Raw genomic sequence first — 20,466 nt, 5'->3', positions numbered from 1 at the left:
AGTATAATTAAAATATAAAAAATAGGAGGAATTTTAAATATGTTAGAAGAAGCTTTTTCAATTACAGTAAAAGTAGATAAGCCTATATTAGTGGGCCAAGATGAAGTTGTAGGAAGAAGACAGTTAATACCTATATTAAGTGGAGAACTTACAGGAAAAGATATGCATGGAGAAGTTTTACCAGGAGGAGTTGATAGCCAAATAATAAGACCAAATGGAAAATGCGACTTAAGTGCTAGATATGCTGTAAGATTGGATAATGGAATGAGTTTTTATATTGAAAATAATGGCTTTAGAACTGTTCCAAAAGAATATGTAGATATAGTTAAAAATGGAGGCTTTATAAATCCATCTCTTTATTATTTCTGCACAACACCAACATTTGAAGTTTATAACGAAGAATTAAGATGGCTTACTGAAACAGCTTTTATATGCAAAGCTAAAAGATTAACAGATAGTGTAATTCTTAAATTCTATAAAGTAAAATAATAAATAATATTTTAACGTATTAAGATAAGTATTGATTTAAAAAAACAATGTAAAATAACAGAGGAATATGTTATTATATATATAAATATTAATACAAAGGAGTTAATTATGAGAGTAATTTACAAAAATCCAAAAGAATTAGCTACATGTTTAAAAGACTTAATAGATCAACATCTAGATGGTCTTATGACATATGAAAAATTACAAGAAAAAATAGTTAAAATAGTTAAAGCTAATGAAAATAGTGTATATAAAGATGGACATATGCCTGTAAAGTTATTTAATGTATTAGGTGAAGAAAGAAAACAAATAATAGATAAAATACTAGAAAATAACTAAATTAATACATACTAGGATATATAATTTGAAAGAAGGTAGAATTAAATATGGCAACTATAAAGATATTTAACAAAAAGGTTCAATGGGATGGACTTAACTTAACTTGCGTTATGGAAAGATATTTAGATACTGATAATATAGCATTAGAAGTTTATGATGAGTTTGGTGAATTTTATGAATGTATCACATTAGATTATAAAGAAAAATTACCAAAATCAAATAATGCTATAATAAATAATAGAAATGAATGCGAAGGAGTATTAAACGCATTAGTATCAGCAAATGTTGCTAAGATAGTTGGAAAAATTGATGTAAATCTTTTAATGAGAGATTTAGTAGTTATAAACAGCAGAGAATTTAAGGAAGTTGATGAAGATTTATTCTTAGATTTTGCTAAAAGTTCATTTATGGATTTAAATTCATTTATAGCTGATATGGAAAAAGAAGTTGCAGTAGATGAATCAGCTCAATAAAATTATAAAATAAAAGGTGCACCGGATTTTCCATGCATCTTTTATTTTGTAATAAAATACATAAAGATTATTAATTTAAATAAAGAGGTTTAAAAATATGAATAAAGATTATATTAATGTATTAGATGTTGCAAAAGAGTTAGGACTAAGTGCAAAAATAGTTACTTCAGTAAAATCATTTGACAATTATAATAGCTTTTTTAATATATATTCAGATAATGAAGAACCTTGTAGAAGAATTGTTATCTTAACAAAGGATGAATATATAGAAGAAGTTTATGATGAAGATTCAACTAAAGAAGTTATTCCTATGGAAGAAAAAGACGGCAATATATGGATTAAAGAATTTCCTTTAACGACTAATCCTAATAGTATAAAATTAGAAGAAATTTTTATACTTAAGGAATTAGTAGAGAAATTTAAGAGTGAAAATTCATAAGAAATATACTTATTAAACATAAAAAAATTGACATATTTTAATACTTTAGATACAATTATAATGCTGTGTATAAATATTTATAATATTATGTATAAATATAATGTCACATATAAAAGAATAAGTAAGATAGAGGTCGCAATAATAATTAGTAGTATTAATGAGGAAAGCACGTTGATTTAATATAAAAGGTATTATTGCCGAAATATATAATTTATGCTTTAAGATTATATATTGGGGTTACATAAAATATATGTAACACTGTCACAAGAGTCTATTGTGAAGAGCTATCTTTGTGTTTGTAAAGATTATTATACATGCTCAAAGGTATACTCTTTGAGCTTATTTTTTACTCTAAAATTAGGAGGAAGAAAATTGGAAGAGAAGAATCTAAAAAAAGAGATTAGTTTGTTTATGGCAACTATGCTCGTTTGTGGAAACATGATAGGTTCAGGAGTGTTTATGCTGCCTGCAACTTTAGCTCAACTTTCAGGACCGCTTGCAACAATAATTGCTTGGATAGTAACAGCTATAGGCTCTATACTAATAGCAATTTCATTTGCAAATCTTGGATCTAAATATCCAGAGACTGGTGGAGCTTATCAATATACTAAAACTGCATTTGGAGAATTTACAGGATTTTTAAGTGCATGGCTTTATTGGAATGGTTCATGGATTGGAAATGCAGCGATAATTGTAGCACTTTCAAGTTATAGTGCAGCTGTTATACCAGCATTACATAAGCCATTATTTTCAATAATATATACAAGTGCAATATTATGGATTTTTACTATAATAAACATAGTAGGTGTTAAAAAGGCTGGAAAGCTTCAAACAATAGCAACTATATTTAAAATTGTATTTTTTGCTACATTTATTATTGTTGCATTTTTAAATTTTGATGTTTCAAACATAACACCTTTAATTCCAGAAGGAAAAGGACTTTCAACAGTTTCACTTGCTGCAACATCAACGCTTTGGGCTTTTGTAGGGCTTGAAAGTTCAACTGTTACGGCTGGAGAAATAAAAAATCCAGAGAAAAATGTTAAAAAGAGTACTATTTATGGAATGATAATAGCTGCTGTAATCTATATGTTAATTAGTTTAGCTAGTATGGGTGCTATGTCAAACGGAGAACTTGCAAATAGCCAAGCACCACTTACAGATATATTAACTAAGATTTTAGGAAGTTCAATTGGTAAGCCAATTACTATTGCAGTTGTTATATGTATACTTGGAACAACTATAGGTTGGTTACTTTCAACTGCACGTGTTGCCTTTGCAGCTGGAGAAGATGGAGTATTCCCTAAATTCTTTGGAAAACTTCATCCAAAATATGAAACACCAGCAAATGCTTTAATAATAGGTTCAGTATTAGTAAATATATTATTAATAATGAATTTCCAAAAAAGTATGGTTTCAGCATTTACATTTATAACTATACTTGCAACACTATCATTTTTACCAGTATATCTTTTAACTTCAGCAGCAGAAATAATGCTTATGTTTAAAGGGGTTAGAGAATTTAACTTTAAAATCTTTATAAAAAGAGCAATAGTTCCTATATTAGCATTTATATATTCAATATGGACAATATATGGATCAGGTGCAGAAACTGTAATGTGGGGCTTTATATTAATGCTTATAGGTATTCCATTTTACATATATAACTATCATAAAAATAAGGTTCAAGATAATTAATTTTAAAAACACTCATTATATGATGAGTGTTTTTTTATTATAGAAAAATATATATTAAATGTATTTAACATAAATAATAATGTAAACTAATATACTTAATATATAGTAGTATTATAAGTTTTTTTAGATATGATACAAATTTAATAATTGAGAGGGGTTTTTTTATGGAAAAGGCTTTTATTAGTCTTTGTATGATATGTAAAAATGAAGAAAAGACAATAGGTAATGCTTTAAAAAGCGTTAAGGATATTGTTGATGAAATAATAGTTGTAGATACAGGATCAACTGATAATAGTATTGATATTGTAAAATCATATGGGGGAAGGGTATATAAAGAAGAATGGAAAGATGACTTTTCTTATATTAGAAACATAGCTTTAGATAAAGCTAGAGGAGAATGGATATTAATTTTAGATTGTGATGAAATAATAAATGATACTGGAAAAGAAAGAATTTTAAGTTATATAAAAGATAATGAAAAAGATAAAGGTCTTAATTTAAGAATAGCTTCTTTTATAAATGGAAAGAAAAGGTCAATAGAAAATTCTATAAGAATTTTTAGAAATGACAAAAATATAAGATTTAAGGGTAAGATTCAAGAAAGCGTTAAAGAAAGCATTATAAAAAATTATGGAAAAGAAGCTATAGCATTTACTGATGCTCAAATCTTTAATTATGGTAATGATAAGGATATAGTTGATATTGAAGAGAAAAGTAAAAGAAATCTTTCAACACTTAATTCATACGAAAAAAAGGATATATATTATTTCTTTAGATTAGGTAATGAATTTGGAAAGGTTGGAAACTTTAAAAATGCATTGCAAAATTATGATGAAGTTATGAAAATACTTGAAGAAGAAAAAGAAGATATGTCAGATTTAATTCCTAAAATAATAATAAATAGAACAAAAGCATTGCATCAATTAAAGATGTATAAGGAAGAGGAAGATTTTTTAGAAAAGATAACTAAAAAGTATAGTGATTTTAGAGATTTATATTTTATGGAATGTCTTTTAAGGATTGAGCTTTATGAATTTGCTAAAGCTAAAAAAGCACTAGATAATTATATTAATACTAAGATTAATATAAAATATCCATCAAGTGAATTTGATGAAGTAGTTGATATAGATGAATTAAAACAAAGCTTAGGAAATATTGATAAGATAATAGAAAATATTTAACTATATAAAAAAGATTGAGATTTTATTTCTCAATCTTTTTATATCTTTTTATAGTTTTATTTTTTACTTTATAATATTGAGTAGTTATAGTAGATACAAATATAACTCCAAGTGCTAGTGCTCCTGCATTTGCTAACGTATTAATTCCAAGTTCAAGCGAATGCATTATATCACCTGTAACTGCTTGATACATAGTGTAGTACATTCCAGAACCAGGCACTAACGGAATTAATGCACATACAACTAGCGTAGTAACTGGAGTTTTAAGTTTTCTTGCAAGTATTTCAGAATAAATACTAAATATTACTGATGAAAAGAAAAATGTAGCTGTAGTTGTAAGATTGAATTTTAAACCTAATAGGTAGCAAAACCAACTTATGCCGCCACCTATTGTTGCAAAAAATAAATTTTTACCATGTATATTAAAAATTATTCCAAATCCTAAAGTTGCTATAAGTGCATATACACTTTGTATAATGATTGTAGTCATATTAAATGCCTCCTAAAAATTTAAGCCAAAAACTAATAACTCCACCTGTACCTACGGCAATTGCAATTGCAACTAAAAAAGCTTCGCTACCTTTTGTTATTCCACCTAAGTAATCTCCAGCTATTGTATCTCTTATAGCATTAGTTATTGCAAGTCCAGGAACTAATAGCATTATAGATCCGATTATAGTTTCATCAATACTTGTTATAAACCCTAAATTTAAAAATAAGATTGCAAATGCTGCGCATGTTCCAGCACAAATAGTATTTATGAAAAAATCATTTAATGACATCTTTGAAAATATAGAAGCTAGGCATTGTATAAAAATCCCTATAAAGAAAGATGCGATTAAATCTCTAAAGTTTCCACCAAATAATATTGAAAAAAATCCAGCAGCAAGTCCGGAAAAAAATATTGTGGTAGGCATTGAATATCTTTTTGTATTGTTTATTTTATTAAGTTCTTTATCTATTAAGTCAAGAGGTGGCTTAGATGCTTCAATTCTTCTTGATAAATCATTTATTTGTTCTATTTTATGTAAGTCAACCCCTCTTACATGTACCCTTTTAACTATAGAATATGTTTGATCATTATATGATATAGATACCATAATACCGGTTGGGGTAACAAAACTATTTGCTTCCTTAATTTCATATGATTGACATATTCTACATATAGTTTCTTCTACTCTATGTATTTCAGCTCCGCTTTGAAGCATCAAAACCCCTGCATATGTAGATAAATGAAGTAATTTATTTACGTCCAAATTATCACCTCGAAAAATAAGTTATTAAAAATATTATATCATAAATGTAAAACCTTATAATATCAAAAGAACTAATTTTATATGAATAAAAATATAATAAATAGTATAGAAATTTAAAATATATTTATTAAAAATTTTAAAAAATTAGAAAAGGGGATAGAAGATGAATTTTGAAAAAATATCAAAAACAGATACTGAGATTTATAACTTAATTAATAAAGAAATGGAAAGGCAAGAAAATGGGATAGAATTAATTGCATCAGAAAATTTTGCAAGTGAAGCTGTTATGGAAGCTATGGGATCATATTTAACAAACAAATATGCAGAAGGTTATCCAAATAAAAGATATTATGGTGGATGCTTTGTAGTTGATGAAGTTGAAGAAATTGCAAGAAAAAGAGCTAAAGAATTATTTAATGCAGAACATGCAAATGTACAGCCACATTCAGGTTCACAAGCAAATATGGCAGTATATTTTACTGTTTTAAATGAAGGAGATACTGTATTAGGTATGGATTTAAGTCATGGCGGACATTTAACTCATGGATCTCCTGTGAATTTTTCAGGTAAATTATTTAATTTTGTATCATATGGAGTAGATAAAAATACAGAAGTTATAGATTATGAAAATGTAAAAGCTCTTGCATTAAAGCATAAACCTAAGCTTATAGTTGCAGGGGCAAGTGCTTATTCAAGAGAGATAGATTTTAAAAAGTTTAGAGAAATATGTGATGAAGTTGGAGCTTATTTTATGGTAGATATGGCCCATATTGCAGGGCTTGTTGCAGCAGGACTTCATATGTCGCCTGTTCCTTATGCTGATTTTGTAACTTCAACAACTCATAAAACTTTAAGAGGCCCTAGAGGTGGTTTAATATTATGCAAAGAAAAATACGCAAAAGAGCTAGATAAGAATATATTCCCAGGAATTCAAGGAGGCCCTTTAATGCATATAATAGCTGCAAAAGCAGTAGCTTTTAAGGAAGCGTTAGATGAAGAATTTAAAGAATATATGAAACAAGTTGTGAAAAATTGCAAAGCTTTAGCAGAGAGTCTTAAAGATTATGGATTTAAAATCGTATCAGGAGGAACTGATACTCATTTGATTTTAGTTGATTTAACAAATAAAGATATAACTGGTAAAGAAGCGCAGATGCTTTTAGATTCAATTGGAGTTACGTTAAATAAAAATACTGTTCCAGATGAAAAGAGAAGTCCATTTGTTACATCAGGAGTAAGAATAGGAACAGCAGCAGTAACTACTAGAGGATATAAAGAAGAAGATATGAAAGAAATTGCATCTATAATTAATGAAGCAATAGAAAAAAGAGAAGAAGGATCTAAAGAATTAATTGAAAGGGTTAGAAATTTAAGCTTAAAACATAGAATGTATAAATGATTTTAAAAACAGAAAGAATAAAATTCTTTCTGTTTTTTTATATTTAGATAGGACTTTAAAGATTTTAATATCATAAAATTAAAAAATGAATATAATAATAATGCAAATTAATTATAAAGAGATATTTATGGGGAAAAAAGAATTTTTAAGGATATTAGAAAATGAGGAAGAATTAGAGGTTGATTTAAACTCAAAAATTGTGTTTATAAGTGATGTGCATAGAGGTGATGGAGGCTACAATGATTCTCTTATGAACAACAGGAATATATATCTAGCTGCTATAAAATATTATTATAATGAAGGATATACTTTAGTTGAGGTAGGAGATGGAGATGAATTATGGGAAAATAGAAATTGTATTGATATAGCCTATAATTATAAAGAGGTATTTGATTTATATAATAAATTTAATAATGATAAATCCAGTGGCAAGAAAAGATTATATATGATATATGGAAATCATGATAATATTAAGAAAAATAAGAACTTTAAAAAATATAATGAGAATAAATTTAGAAAAATAGATGAAAATTTTGGGGAAAGTTTTTTAAAATTAATAAATAATATAGAATTTCATGAAGGCATTGTCTTAAACTTTTCCTTGAATAGTAAAAAAATTAAGAAAAAGTGCATAGTAACGCATGGTCATCAGTTAGACTTAATGAATAATGAATTTAGTTTTGTAAGTCGCTTTTTAGTAAGATATATATGGACATTTTTAGAAGGAATTGCAGGATATAAGGCTCCAAATAGCCCTGCAAATAGCTATAAAAAAGGAAGTAAGATTGATAAAAAGCTTGCAGATTGGGCAAATGAAAATAAAACTTTATTAATATGTGGACATACTCATAATGTTAAATTTCCTAAAGTAGGAGAAGGGCTTTATTTTAATGATGGATCTTGTGTACTTCCTCATAGTATAACGTGTTTAGAAATAAATGAAGGCTCAATTGTACCAATTAAATGGAGTATAGATGTTAGAGGAAAATGTAATTCTTGTAAAGAAAATAAGTCTTGTTCTTGTAAAGAAAATAAGTCTTGTGAAAAAAATAAATTGTGGGAAAAAAATAAGCCATGCGTAGAAAATAATTTATTTGTAAAAAGAGATAAGTTAGATAAAGCTCAAAAACTTGAAGAGTATTTGAAGTTTGTTAAGTAATGACTGTATAATATAAATAAAAATAATATACATTTTGGAGGAAGTATGAAATATATAGATTTACATTGCGATACAGCATATAGGATGTTAAATGAAAATCTACATTTAGATAATAGTGTATGTAAAGTGGATATAAGTAAGCTAAAAAAAGGAGGAGCTCTTGCTCAAGTTTTTGCTTTTTTCTTAGATTTAAATGAAGTAGATGATCCATATATAGGGTTTAAAAATATGTATGAAAACTTTATGAGAGAAGTAGAAAAAAATAAAGATAGTATAAAAATAGTTAGAAATGTAAAAGAACTTAAAGAAGCAGAAAGTTTAGGAAAAATAGGAGCCTTTTTATCAATAGAAGAAGGTGAAGTATTAAAGGGTGATATAAGTAAAATTAAAGAAGTTTATGATATGGGAATAAGGATGATAACTCTAACTTGGAATTATGAAAATAGTATAGGTTATCCAAATTATAATTTTAAATATAAAGATATGGGCTTAAAAAATACTGGAATAGAAATGGTAAAGGAAATGCAAAGGGTTGGAATTATACCTGATGCTTCACATTTATCAGATAAAGGTTTTTATGATTTAGTAAAAATATGTGATAAGCCTTTTATAGCAACTCATTCTAATTCAAGAAAAATAATGAATCATCCAAGAAATTTAACTGATGAAATGATAAAGCTTTTAGCTAATAAAGGCGGAGTTATGGGACTAAACTTTTGCAGTGACTTTGTAGGAAAAAATGAAATAACTTCTATTTATGATTTAGTATCACATGCAAAGCATATAAGAAATATAGGTGGGATTGATGTTTTAGCATTAGGTAGTGATTTTGATGGAATAGAAAATGAAGTTGAGATAAAGAACACAAGTGAAATGAACAAACTTTGCGACTATCTTCAAAGAGAAGGTTTTAGTTATGATGATATAGAAAAAATATTTTATAAAAATATAATTAGAGTACTAGAAGAATACGACAAGGAGTAAAATATGAGAAAACTATTAGGAAAAGTAGCAATAGTTACAGGTGCTTCAAGAGGAATAGGAAGAGATATAGCAATAGAACTTGCAAAAAATGGAGCAAACGTTGTAATAAATTATTCTAAAGATGAAGATGGAGCAGACAAAACTTTAAATCTTATAAAAGAATTTGGTGGATATGCAATAAAGGTAAAAGAAAATGTTAAAAGCTTTGAAGGTGCAAAAAATATAATAGATAAAACTATAGAAAGCTTTGGCTCTATTGATATTATAGTTAATAATGCAGGAATAAGTAAAATAGGACTATTTATGGATTCAACTAAAGAAGATATAGATAATATTTTAGATGTCAATCTTAAAGGTGCTATGTATATCACAAAACATGGACTTCCACATATGCTTAATAAAGGCGGTAATATAATAAATATATCTTCTATGTGGGGAGAAGTTGGAGCTTCTTGTGAAGTTTTATATTCATCATCAAAGGGAGGATTAAATTTATTTACTAAGGCATTAGCTAAGGAAATGGCACCTTCAAACATAAGAGTTAATGCAATAGCACCTGGAGTTATAGATACAGAAATGAACTCATTTTTAGATGATGATGAAAGAAGAGAATTAGAAGAAGAGATTCCTATGGGTAGATTTGGTAAGACTAGTGAAATTGCTAAATGTGTAGTATTTTTATGTACAGATGATTCACCTTATTTAACAGGACAGATAATAAGAATAGATGGTGGATTAATTTAAATAAAGGATATTCCATTTTGGAATATCCTTATATTTTAAATATCTTCAATATCATCTATTTCAGCTTTTTTAAGGAAAAATTCAAATAGCACTCCATCATGTACATTTCTTAAATCATATTTAAAGTTATGTAAATCTAATATATTTTTAACTATTGAAAGACCTAAGCCGGTACTATTGCTTTTTCTATTTCTTGATTTATCAAGTTTATAAAATTTATCAAATAGATTTATATTTTCTCCCTCTGGAATTGATGTTCCAGTATTTAATATTGAAATATTGAAATAATCCTTATCTACATCTTCTATGCTTATTTTAATATCATTATTTTTAGGAGTGTATTTTATTGCATTAGTTATTACATTAGTAAGAACTTGTTCCATTTGAAATACATCAGCATTTACATAAGAGTATTCTGTTTTTGGAGAAAATTCTATCTTTAAGTTTTTTTCTAAACAATCAGGTTTTAGTTTATTAACTACATTATTTATTAATCTATTTATATTAAAGATTTCAAATTGTGGTTTTATTACTCCAGATTCAAGCTTTGAAAGTTCTAACATATTAGAAACAAGTTTGCCCATTTTTTTAGATTCATCAATTATTGTTTCTAGATAAATAAGTGCATCATCTCCAGATACTATCCCATCTTTTATTCCTTCAGCATATCCTTCAATTATACCTATAGGTGTTTTAAGTTCATGGCTTACACTAGCTACGAAATCTTTTCTCATTGTTTCAAGTTTACGTTCTTTTTCTATATCCTGTTCAAGTTTTTTGTTTTTTTCTTTTAAATCTTCTAGAGAAGATTTAAGATTCATAGATAAAAAATTTAGCGTTTTAGCAAGATTTCCTATTTCATCATCTCTATTAGTTTCGCATTTTTCTGAAAAATCCATCTTTGACATTTTAATTGCAACATTGTTTATATTTTTAAGTGGATGAGTTACTAATTTAGAGAAAATAGAAGAAATTATCAAGCATATAAATAAAATACCTATAAATATATAAACATAAAATTCGCTTATAACATTACTAGCTTCAATGATAGGTTGGATTGATGATACGCAAAGCACTATAGCATCATTTTTGCTATCAATTGATATAGCAGTTGCTACACCTATATTTTTTGTATTATGATTATTTGTAAAAAATATAGTAGATACTGGTTTATCACTAGTAAATAACTTCATTAAAATAGTATTATTATTTAATAAAGAAGAGCAAAACTCTGTTAGCATATTTATATTTTCTTTATCATTTTCAAGATTACTTGATATATATCTAAGTTTTCCATCTGTTGAAAATATAGCTATCTTTGCATTATTTTTATCTTCAAAGTCTCTAAGTGCAGAGTAAAGTCTATTTGTATCATTTATTTTAAATGAATTTTTTTTAGAAAATTCCTCTATTTGATTTGAAAGTGATTTGGTTTTCTTTTGCTGATAAAAGTCTTCAAAAATAAATGTTTGAAAAAGCAAAGTTAGTGCCATAAAACATACTAAAAATATAAATGTTATAAGAAATATTCTTTTAGATAAAGTTTCTTTCATTATTTCACCTCAAATTTATATCCACTACCACGAACAGTTACTATATAATTAGCTTTATCTAAAAGTTTTTCACGAAGCCTTTTTATATTAGTATCAACAGTTCTTATATCTCCATAATAATCAAATCCCCAAACATTATCTAATATAGTATCTCTTGAAAGAGCTATTCCTTCATTAGATATTAAATATAATAAAAGTTCATATTCCTTTGGAGAAAGAGAAATTTCAGTGTCATTTACCTTAACTTCATGAGAGAGTTTATTTATTGTAAGACCATTAAAATTTTGAGAACTTGAATCAATATTCTTTATTGTTCTTTTTAAAAGAGCTTTACTTTTAGCAACTAAAACTTTTGGACTAAATGGTTTTGTCATATAATCATCTGCTCCAAATTCATAACCTTGAAGCTTATCTTCTTCTTCAGCTTTAGCTGTTAAAAGTATTACAGGTACAGATGAAACTGAACGTATCTTTTCTAAGAATGTAAAACCGTCCATATTTGGCATCATTACATCTAGAATTATTAAATCAATCTTCTCTTTTGAGAAAACTTCTAATCCAACTTCACCATCTTCAGCTTCATACACATTAAAATCTTCTTTTAAAAAATAATCTCTAATTAAAAAACGTATTTTTATCTCATCTTCTACAATAAGTATGGATTTTTTCATAAAAATTACCCCCTTAAAAAAATACTTAATTACATTATATATAAATAAAAAAATATTTAAATAGTTTCTATTATTTGTATTGTATTATTTCTTAAAACATATTATATTAAAGGTTACAATTAAATTTAAAATAGGAGATAATTATGGTTAAATTAAATTTTGATATAAAAAAGAGTATTCTTAAAAATGGACTTAAGGTAATAACTATAAAAAAAGATACAAAGATAGCTTCAGTTAACGTTGGGGTCGGAATTGGAGCTATGTATGAAAACTTAAATGAAAAAGGTATAAGTCATTTTATAGAACATATGTTATTTAAGGGGACAAGTTTAAGAAGTAATGAAAAATTAAATGAGGAACTTGAATATTTAGGTGGAGAATATAATGCTTATACAGATTATGACTCTACTGTATATACTATAAGTTGTTTAGAAGAAGAAATTGAAAATGGAATAAAGTTACTAGGAGATATGATGATAAATTCTAATTTCCCTGTAGAAGAAATTGAAAAAGAAAGAAGCGTAATACTTGCAGAAATAAGGACAAGCAAAGATGATATTGAAGATTTAAGCTTTAAGAAAACTGATGAAGTAGCTTTTGAAAAAAGTCATTTAAGATATGATGTTATAGGAATAGAAAAAAATGTTGATAATTTTAAAAGAGATGATTTATTAAAGTTTTATAATGAAAATTATGGACCTAATAATACAATAGTTACAATAGTATCTTCATTTGAACATGATAAAGCTTTAAAATTAATAGAAGAAAGTTTTGGAAATTGGGAAAGAGTAAATAATAGAGAAAGAAATATAATATTAGAAAAAAATAAAAATATAGAAGTTACAAGTTATAAAAATGAAATTGAACAAAGCACAATAGTATATCTATATACATTTAATGATTTAGAAAAAGATGATGAAATTTCTTTAAGGATATTAAATCACAGATTAGGAGAAAGTGCTAATTCTTTATTGTTTAGAGAAGTAAGAGAAAATAGGGGTCTTGCTTATGATATTTTTACGCATTTAGATATAAGTAAAGATTCTAAGGTGCTATATATATATACATCAGTGGGAGATGAAGATGTAGAAGAAGCAAAAAATGCAATAGATAGCGTTATAAGTAATATACATTCAGGTAATATAAAATTTACAGATAAGGATTTAGAGATAATGAAAAAAGTTCATAAAACAGCAGTTATATCAACTCTTGAAGATTCAGCAGAACTTTGCAATTATATACTTCACCAAGAATTAGAAGAAGAAGATTTATTAGAATTTGTAAAAGATATGGAAAGAATAAATAAAATAGAAAAAGAACAAATTTATGAAATTGCGTCAAAGGTTTTAAAAGATCCTACAATTCACATTTTAAGAAAAGATAGATAAGGTGATTAAATTTGAGTAAAATAACAAAAATAGAAGTTGGAAAAAGAAATAAAGAAAGAGTAAATATTTATATAGATTATGAATATGCTTTTTCAATAAATATGGAGTTAGTTTATAAATTTGGCTTAAAAGAAAAACAAGAAATAGATAAAGAAAAGTTAATAAAGATAGCGATTTCAGAAAACTTTTCAAAGTGCAAAGAAGTAGCCTTAAATACGGTAGAGAGAAGCTATAAAACTGAAAAAGAGATAAGAGATAAGTTATTTTTAAAAGACTTTGATGAAGATACTATAGAAAAGACAATACAATTTTTAAAAGAATATAAATTTATTGATGATTCAAAATTTGTAAAAATGTATGTTAAAGATCATATTAAAAATCAAGGGCAAAACAAGATAAAATATACATTAATTCAAAAAGGCATAGATAAAAGTTTAATAGATGAAGCTTTAGAAGAAATAGATAGAGATGATGAATTTAACGTAGCATTTACATTATGCGAAAAAAAGTATTTATCTTTAGCAAAACGAGAAAATGATGAATTTAAAATAAAAAATAAGATTATAAGATATTTATTAGGTAGGGGATATGGTTACGACATAGCAAAAGAGTGTATTAGGGAAGTTTATTTAAAATATAAGGGAGACTAATATGAATTTTAATCTAGCTAAAATAATCCTCTTTATAATAGTAGCATTGATGCTTATAAAAAGTGTAAAAAATGCTATGGAGGATAAAGATTTAGATGAAATAATTATAGCTATAATAGGAAATATATCTAGTATAGTGAGTTTCTTTATAATGATTACTTTTTATAGTTTTATTGATGAAGAAATAGAAAAAGTTTTATTAAGAATAAATTATAATAAGCCATTAAATGGATTAATCAATGTTATGATGCTTTTTATAGCATTTTTCATCATTAAAGCTATAGTATATATATTACTTAGGGGTGCTAATTCGCTTTTTAACATTAAATATGGTGTAAATAAATCGTTACTTTTTATTTTTAGTAGCTTACTAGGGTTTATAAGGGGATTATTGGTTATAGTTTGTATTTTAATTGCAATTATAACTTACAATGAATTTGTTATGCCAAAATATGAAATAGGTACATTTTCTGATTTAAACATATATAATAACCTTTCAGATATTTTATATGAACAGAAAATTGATAAAATAAAAAATGGTATTGTAGAGGATATATCAAGTTCTACTATAATATATTATAATGGCGTAACTTTAGAAGATGGAATAAAATCAAATGGGCAAATAGATAAAAAAGCAAAGGAAATAACTAGAGAAGATAAGACAGATAGAGAAAAAGCAAAATCTATATATAACTGGATAGGACATAATATAAAATATGATTATAATAAAGCATATTTAGTGATGAATAAAAATGATGTTAAAAATAGTGGTGCTATATCTGCATTTAATGAAAGAAAGGGAATATGTTTTGATTATGCTTGTCTTTATGTATCTATGTGTAGAGCTATAAATTTAGATGTTAGAATTGTTATGGGTGATGCTTATAATGGTGAAGAATATATAAGTCATGCATGGAATGAAGTTTATCTTAAAGATGAAGCTAAATGGATTAAGGTAGATCCAACATTTTATATTGCAGGAAACTATTTTGATAATGAAGATTTTGATAAAGATCATAAAAAAAGAAATATTGCAGGGCAGTGGTAAAAAAAGATTAGCAAAAGAAATTTTTGCTAATCTTTTTTATATTTAGAAAGTATTAAATTTATGGCTTTTTCACAATCTTTATCTTTATTGTCTAAGGCCCAAGACATATTAAAATATATTAAGGCTTTATTATTGTTTTCTTGCATAGCATAGCAATAACCAAGATTAAAAAAGTATTTACTATCTCTTTGAATCTTTAAAGCTTCTTTTAACATAGTTATTGCCTCACTATAGTTTTTAAGTTTAATAAAGCAAACACCTAAATTATAATAAGAGCAAGCTTCATTTTCTTTGTGTTCTACTGCTTTTTTATAAAATTGTATTGCTTTTTCATATTCTTTGGTGTTATACAATCTATTTGCTTCACTAAAGTAATTCATATTTCCTCCTTAAGATAGAAATTTTCTATCAAAACGTATTTTTTATATAAACTTTGAACAATAAAGATTCTATATTTAAAATATGGACACATTTTTAATATTATATACTTATTTTTCCAAAAGTATACTTAAATTTTAAGAAATATTAAACACATTCTTAAATTTCCAATAATAATTTGGTATAAAACATTGATTTAATAATAAGTTAATATATAATACATATATATATAGATGATTTATTTAAAATATATGTTTTGTTTTAAAATATAATTAAGTAGGTGTAAATGAATGAACAATTATAAAATGGGGTTAGATGTAGGTTCAACTACAGTAAAGTTGGTATTGTTAAATGGTAATAACGATATTATACACTCTGAATATAGAAGACATTTTTCAGATATAAAAAGCACTATAATTGGGTTAATGAAAGAATGTTATGAGAAAATAGGGAATAGAAAGGTTACAGTAACAATTACAGGTTCTGGTGGACTTTCAGTTTCTAAATGGCTTGATGTTAAATTTGTTCAAGAAGTTATAGCATGTACTGAAACTATTGAAAATATTATTCCTCAAACTGATGTTGCGATTGAACTTGGTGGAGAGGATGCTAAAATTACTTATTTAAAAGGTGGAATAGAGCAAAGAATGAATGGCTCTTGTGCAGGTGGTACAGGGGCATTTATAGATCAAATGGCAGCTTTATTAAATACTGATGCTTCAGGTTTAAATGAGCTTGCAAAAAAACATACAGTAATATATCCAATAGCTTCAAGATGTGGGGTATTTGCTAAAACTGATGTACAACCCCTTATAAATGAAGGGGCTAAAAAAGAAGATATAGCAGCTTCTGTACTTCAAGCAGTAGTAAATCAAACTATTGGAGGGTTAGCTTGCGGTAAACCAATAAAAGGTAATGTTGCATTCTTAGGAGGACCTTTATATTTTTCATCAGAACTTAGAAATAGATTTATTGAAACATTAGGTCTTACAGAAGATGAGATAATCTTCCCTGAAAATTCACAATTATTTGTTGCTATGGGAGCAGCACTTTTATCAGGAGAAGAAGAACCGGTTTCATTTAAAGATTTAATAGATAAAGTAAATACAATAAGTGATGCTAAAGATGATACTATTGAAAGATTACCTGCTTTATTTGAAAATGAAGAAGAATATAAAGTCTTTAAGGAAAGACATGATAAAGCAAAAGCTAAAAGAGCAGAGCTAAAAGATGTTACTGGAAAAGTGTTTTTAGGAATAGATGCAGGATCTACAACTACTAAAGTTGTATTAATAAATGAAGATAGAGAAATAGTTTATTCATTCTATGGAAGTAATGAAGGAGATCCTTTAAAAACAATAATAGGTATAATGAATGAAGTTTATGATAATATTCCAAGTGGAGTTGAAATTGCAAAGGCTACAGTAACAGGATACGGTGAGTCTTTAATTAAAGCAGCACTTCATATGGATATTGGAGAAATTGAAACAATTGCCCACTACAAAGCTTCTGAGTATTTCCTGCCAGGAGTTGATTTTATTTTAGATATTGGTGGACAAGATATGAAATGCTTAAAGATTAAAGGTGGTGTAATAGATAGCATACTTTTAAATGAAGCATGTTCAGCAGGATGTGGATCATTTATTGAAACATTTGGTAAATCTCTTGGAATGGAAGTACAAGATTTTGCTAAAGCTGCGCTATTTGCTGATTCACCAGTTGATTTAGGTTCAAGATGTACAGTTTTCATGAATTCAAGGGTTAAGCAATCTCAAAAAGAAGGTGCTTCTGTTGGAGATATATCAGCGGGACTTTCATATTCAGTAATCAAAAATGCTTTATACAAGGTTATAAAGATGAGAGATGAAAAAGAAATGGGAGAAAAGATTATAGTTCAAGGTGGAACTTTCTATAATGAAGCTGTTTTAAGAAGTTTTGAAAAGATTTCAGGAAGAGAAGTTGTAAGACCAGATATTGCAGGTCTTATGGGAGCTTTTGGAGCTGCTTTAATTTCAAGAGAAAGATATGTAGAAGGTAAAAAGTCTTCAATATTAAACAAAGAACAAATCAAAGATTTTAGTATGACTTCTGAGTTTAGAAGATGTGGATTGTGCGGAAATAACTGTCTTCTTACTGAAAATATATTCTCTACAAATGAAAAGTTTATTTCAGGAAATAGATGTGAAAGACCTCTTGGTATAAGTCTTAATAAAGAAAAGGTTCCAAATCTTTATAAATATAAGTTTAAAAGAACATTTGGCTATAAACCATTAAAGAAGGAAGAAGCTAAGAGAGGAACGCTTGGAATTCCTAGAGTATTAAATATATATGAAAACTATCCACTATGGTTTACATTATTTACAGAACTAGGATTTAGAGTGGTTTTATCACCAGTTTCATCTAAAAAGCTATATGAAAAAGGAATTGAAACTATACCTTCAGATTCAGCATGTTATCCAGCAAAACTTGTTCATGGACATATAATGGCATTAATAGAAAATGGAATTGATACAATATTCTATCCATGCATACCTTATGAAAAGAAAGAATATTGCGATTCTAATAATCATTATAATTGTCCAATGGTTACTTCATATCCAGAAGTAATTAAAAATAATATGGATATACTTGAAGAAAAAAATATTAAATTTATAGCACCATTTTTCTCATTAGATGATGAAAAAGTATTAGCTAAGAGAATAGTTGAAGAATTTAAAGAATATGGAGTAACTCATAAAGAAGCTAAAGAAGCTGTAGCTAAAGCCTTTATTGAAAGACAAAATTATAGAAACGACATAAGAAATAAAGGAAAAGAAGTTGTAGAATATCTTAAAAAGAATAATAAAAAAGGTATAGTATTAACAGGAAGACCATACCATATAGATCCAGAAATAAATCATGGAATTCCAGATGTTATAACTTCATTTGGAATGGCAGTATTAACAGAAGATAGTATTGCAGATTTAGGTAAATTAAATTCTCCACTTAGAGTTGTAGACCAATGGACATACCATGCAAGACTTTATAGAGCAGCAGCATATGTTAGGGATTCAGAAGTTCTTGAAATGATACAACTTAATTCATTTGGATGCGGATTAGATGCTGTAACTACAGATCAAGTAAATGAAATACTTGAAGAAAAAGGTAAAATCTATACTGTTTTAAAAATAGATGAAGGTAACAACTTAGGAGCAGCTAGAATAAGAATAAGATCATTAAAGGCTGCAATTGAGGAAAGAGAAAGAAGTAATTATACTCCTATAACTAAAGAAATAGGATATAAAAACCCAGTGTTTACAAAAGAAATGAGAAAGAACCACACAATATTATGTCCTCAAATGTCACCAATACATTTTGATAAATTAGAAGTTGCTGCAAGAGCTTCAGGATATAATTTAGAAATATTACCTTCTAATGATCCAGGTGCTGTTGAAGAAGGATTAAAGTATGTAAATAATGATGCTTGTTATCCTTCAATAATAGTAATTGGACAAATTATAAAGGCGTTAAAATCAGGTAAGTATGATTTAAATAATACATCAGTTATAATATCTCAAACTGGTGGTGGTTGTAGAGCAACAAACTATATTGGATTCTTAAAACTTGCTATGAAAAATGCTGGATTTACTAATGTTCCTATTTTATCATTAAATGCAGTAGGACTTGAAAAACAACCAGGATTTAAGATAACATTAAAATTTGTAAAAAGAGCATTAATGGCACTTGTATATGGTGATTTATTCATGAGAGTTTTATATAGAACAAGACCTTATGAAAAGATTAAAGGCTCTGCAAATATGCTTTATGAAAAGTGGAATGAAAAAGCAAAAGAAAATCTTAGAAACGGTAGTAAGAGAGAATTTAATAATAATATAAGACAAATAATAAGAGAATTTGATGAATTAGAATTATTAGATATCAAGAAACCAAGAGTTGGTGTAGTAGGAGAAATATTAGTTAAATACCATCCAACTGCTAACAATGATATTGTAAGTCTTTTAGAAAGTGAAGGAGTAGAGGCTGTTGTACCTGATCTTTTAGACTTCTTCTTCTATTCAACATATGATAGTGACTTTAAACATAAATATTTAGCATTTAGTAGAACTTCCAGAGAACTTAGTATGCTTGCTATGAAATATATGGAAAGCTATAGAAAAGTTATGAATGAAGAATTAGAAAAGAGTAAGAGATTTGAAGCTCCAAAGAATATAAAAGATCTTGGAAAGATGGCATCACAAATACTTTCACTTGGAAACCAAACAGGGGAAGGATGGTTCTTAACAGCTGAAATGATTGAACTTATAAAAAGTGGTGCAGATAATATTGTTTGTATGCAACCATTTGCTTGTCTTCCAAACCATGTAACTGGTAAGGGGATGATGAAAGCACTTAAAAAGCATTATCCAGAATCAAATATAGTTGCAGTAGATTATGATCCAGGTGCTTCAGTTGTAAACCAAGTTAATAGAATTAAGCTTATGATATCAGTTGCATTTAAAAAGTTAAGAGAACAAGAAAAAGATTTAAATAATAAAGAGTTAAATGCTATAGATCAAATGCAAGCTTTATTTGAAGAAGCAAGTGCTACACTTAATGAATAGTTTCTATAAAGATTTG

The 20,466-nt window shown here is 26.8% G+C and carries 19 protein-coding genes and 1 riboswitch; of the genes, 14 read left to right on the top strand and 5 right to left on the bottom strand.

Annotated elements, in window-relative coordinates; all coding sequences use genetic code 11:
- The first annotated feature begins 39 nt into the window (after nt 1-39).
- The 6 genes from SPJ33_RS01245 to SPJ33_RS01220 all read left to right on the top strand — a co-directional run bounded on the left by SPJ33_RS01245 (nt 40) and on the right by SPJ33_RS01220 (nt 4,619).
- Entirely contained in the window at nt 40-489 is a 450-nt protein-coding gene (locus SPJ33_RS01245; protein WP_321116142.1) for a DUF3237 domain-containing protein, read from the top strand.
- Between the two features lie 108 nt (nt 490-597).
- The gene (locus SPJ33_RS01240; protein WP_321116141.1) at nt 598-828 is read left to right on the top strand and encodes a TIGR04540 family protein; all 231 of its coding nucleotides are present in this window, start codon (nt 598-600) and stop codon (nt 826-828) included.
- A 47-nt stretch (nt 829-875) separates the two neighbouring features.
- Nucleotides 876-1,301 carry a hypothetical protein gene (locus tag SPJ33_RS01235; protein ID WP_321116140.1) on the top strand — a complete coding sequence of 142 codons (426 nt, stop codon included), beginning with the start codon at nt 876-878 and terminating at the stop codon, nt 1,299-1,301.
- 97 nt (nt 1,302-1,398) lie between these two features.
- The gene (locus SPJ33_RS01230; RefSeq protein ID WP_321116139.1) at nt 1,399-1,740 is read left to right on the top strand and encodes a hypothetical protein; all 342 of its coding nucleotides are present in this window, start codon (nt 1,399-1,401) and stop codon (nt 1,738-1,740) included.
- 119 nt (nt 1,741-1,859) lie between these two features.
- Nucleotides 1,860-2,035, top strand: a riboswitch (Lysine riboswitch).
- Between the two features lie 77 nt (nt 2,036-2,112).
- A complete protein-coding gene (locus SPJ33_RS01225) occupies nt 2,113-3,438 on the top strand; it encodes an APC family permease (protein ID WP_321116138.1) in 1,326 nt (441 codons plus the stop codon).
- 164 nt (nt 3,439-3,602) lie between these two features.
- Nucleotides 3,603-4,619: a glycosyltransferase family 2 protein gene (locus SPJ33_RS01220; RefSeq protein WP_321116137.1), complete on the top strand. Its 1,017-nt coding sequence runs from the start codon at nt 3,603-3,605 to the stop codon at nt 4,617-4,619.
- Nucleotides 4,620-4,641: 22 nt separating this feature from the next.
- Here the strand turns inward: SPJ33_RS01220 and SPJ33_RS01215 are convergent, their stop codons facing one another.
- Together SPJ33_RS01215 and SPJ33_RS01210 are read right to left on the bottom strand one after the other, a co-directional pair.
- On the bottom strand, nt 4,642-5,109 hold the full coding sequence (locus tag SPJ33_RS01215; protein WP_321116136.1) for a threonine/serine exporter family protein: 468 nt from the start codon (nt 5,107-5,109) through the stop codon (nt 4,642-4,644).
- Nucleotide 5,110: 1 nt separating this feature from the next.
- Nucleotides 5,111-5,875, bottom strand: a complete 765-nt coding sequence (locus SPJ33_RS01210) for a threonine/serine exporter family protein (protein WP_321116135.1) — start codon at nt 5,873-5,875, stop codon at nt 5,111-5,113.
- Between the two features lie 163 nt (nt 5,876-6,038).
- Here SPJ33_RS01210 and glyA point away from each other — a divergent pair, with 163 nt between their 5' ends.
- The 4 genes from glyA (at nt 6,039) to ymfI (ending at nt 10,161) form a co-directional block, all read left to right on the top strand.
- Nucleotides 6,039-7,274 carry a serine hydroxymethyltransferase gene (gene glyA, locus SPJ33_RS01205; protein ID WP_321116134.1) on the top strand — a complete coding sequence of 412 codons (1,236 nt, stop codon included), beginning with the start codon at nt 6,039-6,041 and terminating at the stop codon, nt 7,272-7,274.
- An 85-nt stretch (nt 7,275-7,359) separates the two neighbouring features.
- Nucleotides 7,360-8,433, top strand: coding sequence for a metallophosphoesterase (locus tag SPJ33_RS01200; RefSeq protein ID WP_321116133.1), 1,074 nt, complete (start codon nt 7,360-7,362; stop codon nt 8,431-8,433).
- A gap of 45 nt (nt 8,434-8,478) precedes the next feature.
- Nucleotides 8,479-9,417 carry a dipeptidase gene (locus SPJ33_RS01195; RefSeq protein WP_321116132.1) on the top strand — a complete coding sequence of 313 codons (939 nt, stop codon included), beginning with the start codon at nt 8,479-8,481 and terminating at the stop codon, nt 9,415-9,417.
- A 3-nt stretch (nt 9,418-9,420) separates the two neighbouring features.
- Nucleotides 9,421-10,161 carry an elongation factor P 5-aminopentanone reductase gene (ymfI, locus tag SPJ33_RS01190; protein WP_321116131.1) on the top strand — a complete coding sequence of 247 codons (741 nt, stop codon included), beginning with the start codon at nt 9,421-9,423 and terminating at the stop codon, nt 10,159-10,161.
- Nucleotides 10,162-10,196: 35 nt separating this feature from the next.
- Here the strand turns inward: ymfI and SPJ33_RS01185 are convergent, their stop codons facing one another.
- Nucleotides 10,197-11,714 (bottom strand): HAMP domain-containing sensor histidine kinase, encoded by a 1,518-nt coding sequence (locus SPJ33_RS01185; protein WP_321116130.1) that lies wholly within the window; start codon nt 11,712-11,714, stop codon nt 10,197-10,199.
- A complete protein-coding gene (locus tag SPJ33_RS01180; RefSeq protein ID WP_321116129.1) occupies nt 11,714-12,385 on the bottom strand; it encodes a response regulator transcription factor in 672 nt (223 codons plus the stop codon). The genes SPJ33_RS01185 and SPJ33_RS01180 overlap by 1 nt, the downstream gene beginning before the upstream one ends.
- A 143-nt stretch (nt 12,386-12,528) precedes the next feature.
- Between SPJ33_RS01180 and SPJ33_RS01175 the strand changes: the two genes are divergently transcribed.
- The 3 genes from SPJ33_RS01175 to SPJ33_RS01165 are packed head-to-tail and all read left to right on the top strand — an operon-like array spanning nt 12,529 to nt 15,471.
- Nucleotides 12,529-13,773 (top strand): pitrilysin family protein, encoded by a 1,245-nt coding sequence (locus SPJ33_RS01175; protein WP_321116128.1) that lies wholly within the window; start codon nt 12,529-12,531, stop codon nt 13,771-13,773.
- Nucleotides 13,774-13,784: 11 nt separating this feature from the next.
- On the top strand, nt 13,785-14,423 hold the full coding sequence (gene recX / locus SPJ33_RS01170) for a recombination regulator RecX (protein ID WP_321116127.1): 639 nt from the start codon (nt 13,785-13,787) through the stop codon (nt 14,421-14,423).
- Nucleotide 14,424: 1 nt separating this feature from the next.
- Nucleotides 14,425-15,471 carry a transglutaminase-like domain-containing protein gene (locus SPJ33_RS01165; protein WP_321116126.1) on the top strand — a complete coding sequence of 349 codons (1,047 nt, stop codon included), beginning with the start codon at nt 14,425-14,427 and terminating at the stop codon, nt 15,469-15,471.
- A gap of 26 nt (nt 15,472-15,497) precedes the next feature.
- Here the strand turns inward: SPJ33_RS01165 and SPJ33_RS01160 are convergent, their stop codons facing one another.
- On the bottom strand, nt 15,498-15,851 hold the full coding sequence (locus SPJ33_RS01160) for a tetratricopeptide repeat protein (protein WP_321116125.1): 354 nt from the start codon (nt 15,849-15,851) through the stop codon (nt 15,498-15,500).
- Nucleotides 15,852-16,139: 288 nt separating this feature from the next.
- On the opposite strand from SPJ33_RS01160, the gene SPJ33_RS01155 reads away from it, so the two are divergent.
- Nucleotides 16,140-20,450 carry an acyl-CoA dehydratase activase-related protein gene (locus tag SPJ33_RS01155; RefSeq protein ID WP_321116124.1) on the top strand — a complete coding sequence of 1,437 codons (4,311 nt, stop codon included), beginning with the start codon at nt 16,140-16,142 and terminating at the stop codon, nt 20,448-20,450.
- The last annotated feature ends 16 nt before the right edge of the window (nt 20,451-20,466 follow it).

The sequence above is a fragment of the Clostridium sp. genome (genome assembly GCF_034179595.1).
GTDB lineage: Bacteria > Bacillota > Clostridia > Clostridiales > Clostridiaceae > Clostridium.
The sequence above is the reverse complement of the archived record's forward strand: the minus strand, read 5'-3'. Positions and strand labels throughout refer to the sequence as shown.